The following is a 5,257-nucleotide window of genomic DNA, read 5'->3' as shown; positions in this document are numbered from 1 at the left end:
TATGCAATGGGCGGCGGGCTAGAAGTCGCCCTTGCGTGCGACGTACGTATAGCGGAAGAGCAAGCACAAATGGCGCTCCCTGAAGCTAAAGTTGGCTTATTACCGTGTGCGGGTGGCACACAAAATTTAGCATGGCTTGTAGGCGAAGGCTGGGCAAAGCGCATGATTTTATGCGGCGAGCGCTTAAAAGCTGATAAAGCCCTGCAAATCGGCTTAGTAGAAGAAGTAGTACCACAAGGTGAAAGCTTTGCAGCAGCATTAAAACTGGCAAACCAAGTGGCCGATCAAAGCCCTACCTCAGTTGCAGCATGTAAAACATTGATTCAAAAAGGGCGCCATCAATCAATGGCAAGTGTATTACCTCTTGAACGCGAGTTATTTGTTGGTTTATTTGATACCGAAGATCAACAAGAAGGCGTAAACGCCTTTTTAGAAAAACGCCGCGCTAACTGGGTAAACGGCTAATGAGTGCTTTAACAGTATTAAATAACGCCGATGAGCCCGTAGTATTTGAAACTGCAACCGCAGAAAATGGCAGTTTAATAGGGCTTATTACACTTAACGCACCAAAAGCATTAAATGCGCTTAATTTTGAGATGATCAAATTACTTGAACCGCAATTACGAGCTTGGCAAGACGATGGTGCTATTGCAATGGTGTTGTTAAAAGGCGCAGGCGATAAAGCATTTTGCGCCGGTGGCGATGTTGTAAGCCTTCATCATGCAATGGCGCAAGGTAAACCAACAAGCTTAGTTGAAGAGTTTTTTACGCTTGAGTACACGCTTGATTATCTTATTCATACCTTTGATAAACCTATCCTCGTTTGGGGTAACGGCATAGTGATGGGCGGCGGTTTAGGGCTAATGGCCGGTGCTAGCCATCGCGTCGTAACCGAAACATCTCGCATTGCCATGCCAGAGCAAACCATAGGTTTATACCCTGATGTAGGCGGCAGTTACTTTTTACATAAAATGCCACAAAGTGTGGGGCTATTTTTAGGGCTAACGTCGGCATCAATTAACTGCGACGACGCGCGTTTTGTATCACTTGCCGATCACTTCATCGACAGCACTAAATATGATTCCATGCTTGCGCAAATTTTAGCAGCTAAATGGGGCAAAACCGCAAGCTTAAATCATGAGCGTTTAACTAAGTTATTAACCGATTTAGACAACCAATCTGCGCGTATGCCAAAAGGCAATATAAAAGCTAACCTAAAAACAATTCAAAAGCTGGGTGAATTTACAACCTTGCAGGAGCAAGTTGATTATATTTTAGGGCTAGCTACTGACGATAAATGGCTACAGCGCGCTCAAAAGTCACTTAAACACGGATGCCCACTAAGCTGCGCGCTCGTTAGTGAACAATTAAAAACAAGCAAAGGCAAAAGCTTATTAGCGTGTTTTAAAATGGAGCTGGGTATGTCGGTTCGCGCTGGCGAAGTAGGTGAGTTTCAAGAAGGCGTAAGAGCGCTATTAATAGATAAAGACGGCGCGCCTAATTGGCAGTACAAAACACTTAGTGATGTCCCACAAACAATAATCGACAGCTTTTTTGCTAATCGCTTTGGCGAAAACCATCCACTCGATGGCTTAGACACGCCAATACACAAATAAAGGAAAGACGATGACTAAACTCAATATCGGTTTTATCGGCTTAGGCAATATGGGCGGCCCAATGGCGGCTAACTTAATTAAAGCTGGACATACTGTGAGTGTGTTCGATTTAAACCAGTCGGTCGTAAATGAACTTGCAAGCAAAGGCGCAAAAGCAGCAGTTGATGCAAAGCAGTGCGCAACCAATGCTGACGTACTTATTAGTATGTTACCTGCAGGCAAGCATGTTAAATCGCTGTATTTAGGAAATAACGACGACAGCGGTTTAATTAACGTGCTGAGCAAAAATACATTAGTAATTGATTGCTCAACAATAGATGCAGAATCAGCACGCACTGTAGGCAGCGCACTTGGTAAACAAGGCATAAGCTTTGTAGATGCACCGGTATCGGGCGGCGTTGCAGGCGCAACCGCAGGCACACTTACTTTTATTGTAGGCGGCGAAAAAACAGCGTTTAATAAAGCAAATACAGTGCTGAGTGATATGGGTAAAAACATATTTCATGCAGGCGATATTGGTGCAGGGCAAGTAGCAAAAATATGTAATAACATGCTACTTAGCATTTTAATGGCAGGCACTAGCGAAGCACTGCAAATGGGTATTAACAACGGCCTCGATCCTAAAGTACTTAGCGACATCATGACCGCAAGTTCTGGGCGAAACTGGACGCTTGAACTTTACAACCCTTGCCCAGGTGTAATGGATGCAGCCCCAGCAAGTAACGATTACAAACCTGGATTTATGGTGGATTTAATGGCTAAAGATTTAGGCCTTGCCATGGAAGCCGCGCAGCAAAGTAATTCATCAACCCCTATGGGTTCAATGGCTAAAAATTTATACACTATGCTACAGCACCAAGGTGCGGGTAGTGATGACTTTAGTGCCATTTTCAAACTGTTTTCTAAGTAGGAGCAACGCGTGGAAATTAAAAATAACACGGTAGTAATAACCGGAGGCGCACAAGGTTTAGGCTTTGCAATGGCGCAAAAGTTTGCACTTATGGGTGCTAACATTGCTTTAATAGATATGGCGCAAGAACTTCTAAATGCCGCATGCGAAGAACTCACACAGCTTGAAGGTGTAACTAGCAATATTAAAGGTTATGCCGCAAACGTAACAAATGAGAGCGAAGTAGAAAACGTATTTAATACCATTAACAGCGATTTTGGTCACATTGGTGTGCTAATAAACAACGCCGGTATTTTACGCGACGGCATGTTTATAAAGGCTAAAGACGGCAAAGTCGTTAAAAAAATGTCTCTTGATCAATTTCAATCAGTGATTGATGTAAACCTGACCGGTGTGTTTTTAGCAGGGCGGGAAGCTGCAAGCCACATGATTGAATCAGGCAAAGGCGGCGTTATAGTCAATATGTCGAGCGTAGCGCGCGCAGGTAACATAGGCCAAACAAACTACGCGGCATCAAAAGCAGGCGTAGTGGCACTTACCACCACATGGGCTAAAGAACTTGGTCGATTTGGTATACGCGTAGGCGCTATTGCACCAGGTGTTATAAGCACCGCCATGACCGACGCCATGAAGCCAGAAGCCAAACAACGTATGCTTGCAGTAACGCCAGTAGGGCGCTTAGGCGAAAGCGACGAAATTGCCCATACTGCACAATACATAATTGAAAACGACTTTTTTACCGGCCGCGTTGTTGAAATAGACGGCGGCATTCGTTTGTAAAACAAGCGGGATTAAGATTGATTTAAAAAGCATGGCGCTTGTGGGCCGTGCTTTTTTGTTTTAAATAAGGGAGTTTATAATCTGGAAAAAGGGCTAATAACGGCGTTGGCATTTTGTTGTAAACCGCTTGCTATAAATAAGCTCTTTAATAATCTTTAGAAAGATAAATTTTATAAATAATATTCAACTTCAAATGTGAACTGTATGTATAGACAGTGCCTTGTGTTTTGTCCAATAACATTATTAAAAGTCGTTTTGGTGTATTTTAACAACGGTAATTTTATAACATACGTAATTACTTGTTTACATAAAAGTTGTTTAGTGGAATTATTAAGCCATGTAATATACGCCGTTTTGGGGTGTTATAACCCCCCAAAGTGGTGTTCAATAAGCTGTTATATTTATAGAGATACCATGCTTGTAATTCGTAGCTCAGTTTTTCAAATCATTTTTAAATCAATGTTTTTACTATTACTAAACTGTATCGGATTCTTTGCGATATATTCTGGCGCTCTTTTATTCGTAAGCGAGAGCAATACTTCGTTATCGCTAAATGAACAAGTTTTGGGGTTAACTCTAGCTTTGGTTACAACTTCTATTTTTGCTTGGTGGATGGTACTTAACTTTCGACAATACGAAATCAAAATAGACAGTAAATCAATCCTACTCAAAGGATTATCTGGCTGGAAAAAAATAGACAAAACTTTTCTACTCTCCGATATTGATGGTGCAGAATTAGGAATAGATTTGGTCCTGTTTAAGGAAAAAAAGTTGGTGTCGAAACTTTCAATGGTTTCTATAGCATTTGACAATCATTCGCTAAACAAAAGTATAAAAAAAATTTTATCGTCTGACAGGGATTAATAAAAATATAACAAGGCAAATCAACAAGGACTAAAACTGGTTGGCTTTAGTCACTTCGTTCCTAAATTTAGCCAACTACAAAAACTTCTCATATAGACAAATAATATAACTAAGTTTTTGTCTTGTTACTGAGATATTTATAATCTTGAAAAAGGGCTAATAACACCGTTGGCACCTTGTTGTAGTACATGGGTGTATATTTGTGTAGTACGCACGTCACTATGACCTAGCTGTGTTTGTACTGTGCGGATGTCAGCGCCGCTTTGTAGTAAGTGCGTAGCAAATGAATGGCGCAAAGTATGTGGCGTAACGTGTTTATTAATGTTTGCTTTTGTTGAAGATAGTTTAACTGCCTTTCTTACCCCTGAATGATCTAAGTGGTGACGTCTTATTTCTCCTGTTTCAGGGTCTGTACTTAATTTATGTGATGGGAACAGAAACTGCCATTGTAATGACTTATTAGCGCTTGGGTATTTTTTACTAAGTCGATGAGGCATCCATACACCGGCGTACGCATCATTTTTTAAATCTAACAATAATGATTAGGATGACACCCATCCTAATCATTAGGAAAAAAGCTAACAAAAACAGTATGAAGAGTGCATTATTATAAATAATGAATCACGCAAAAAGCTGAACTATGTAGACAAAATGAAAGTAACAATAGACAGCCCAATCGGGACGATATCTGTTTATTAAAGAATGGCAAACGACTCGGCTGTATCGAACCGGCTTTCCTTTAAATAAAAAGCGGAATATTACGGTGAATAAAGGCATGAATAAACTGACCTTACGAGGTCAAACAAAAGTGAATGCCTTTACTTTACACTGCGGCAACTGTATTGCCTTGTTCATAATATAGAAAAGCTGCAAAACACGATGCATTAAGAAGGGTAAGCCCTCTTACTCTAAATAAAAGCCACTCAAACACCCGTAATCCCTTCCAAAACGCCAATTAAAACAATATCAAACACTTCTATATTCTGCGTAAAAATACAGTAATCAATTGAACCAAAATAGGAACTCAGCTATGGTTTGTTTATCAATAAAAACAAATTTAAAAACGAGTTAATCTACAGGCTCGTTA

The 5,257-nt window shown here is 40.6% G+C and carries 5 protein-coding genes and 1 pseudogene; 5 read left to right on the top strand and 1 reads right to left on the bottom strand.

What is annotated here, in order from left to right; genetic code table 11:
* The 5 genes from L654_RS0116205 to L654_RS0116185 all read left to right on the top strand — a co-directional run.
* The coding region (locus L654_RS0116205; protein ID WP_024608455.1) for an enoyl-CoA hydratase-related protein at positions 1 to 465 on the top strand (465 nt) is incomplete at its 5' end.
* Positions 465 to 1,616: an enoyl-CoA hydratase/isomerase family protein gene (locus L654_RS0116200; RefSeq protein ID WP_024608454.1), complete on the top strand. Its 1,152-nt coding sequence runs from the start codon at positions 465 to 467 to the stop codon at positions 1,614 to 1,616. The genes L654_RS0116205 and L654_RS0116200, both read left to right, overlap by 1 nt.
* A 10-nt stretch (positions 1,617 to 1,626) precedes the next feature.
* The gene (mmsB, locus tag L654_RS0116195; RefSeq protein ID WP_024608453.1) at positions 1,627 to 2,526 is read left to right on the top strand and encodes a 3-hydroxyisobutyrate dehydrogenase; all 900 of its coding nucleotides are present in this window, start codon (positions 1,627 to 1,629) and stop codon (positions 2,524 to 2,526) included.
* Between the two features lie 9 nt (positions 2,527 to 2,535).
* Complete coding sequence (locus tag L654_RS0116190) at positions 2,536 to 3,306, top strand: SDR family oxidoreductase (RefSeq protein ID WP_024608452.1); 771 nt, start codon at positions 2,536 to 2,538, stop codon at positions 3,304 to 3,306.
* Positions 3,307 to 3,720: 414 nt separating this feature from the next.
* The gene (locus L654_RS0116185; protein WP_024608451.1) at positions 3,721 to 4,170 is read left to right on the top strand and encodes a hypothetical protein; all 450 of its coding nucleotides are present in this window, start codon (positions 3,721 to 3,723) and stop codon (positions 4,168 to 4,170) included.
* 137 nt (positions 4,171 to 4,307) lie between these two features.
* Here L654_RS0116185 and L654_RS0116180 read toward each other — a convergent pair.
* Positions 4,308 to 4,709, bottom strand: a pseudogene (locus L654_RS0116180) (tyrosine-type recombinase/integrase); the annotation flags it as partial.
* Positions 4,710 to 5,257: the final 548 nt, after the last annotated feature.

It is taken from the genome of Pseudoalteromonas sp. TAB23, assembly GCF_000498075.1.
Lineage (GTDB): Bacteria > Pseudomonadota > Gammaproteobacteria > Enterobacterales > Alteromonadaceae > Pseudoalteromonas > Pseudoalteromonas arctica.
Note: the sequence above shows the minus strand (reverse complement) of the source record. Positions and strands in the feature narration are given on the sequence as shown.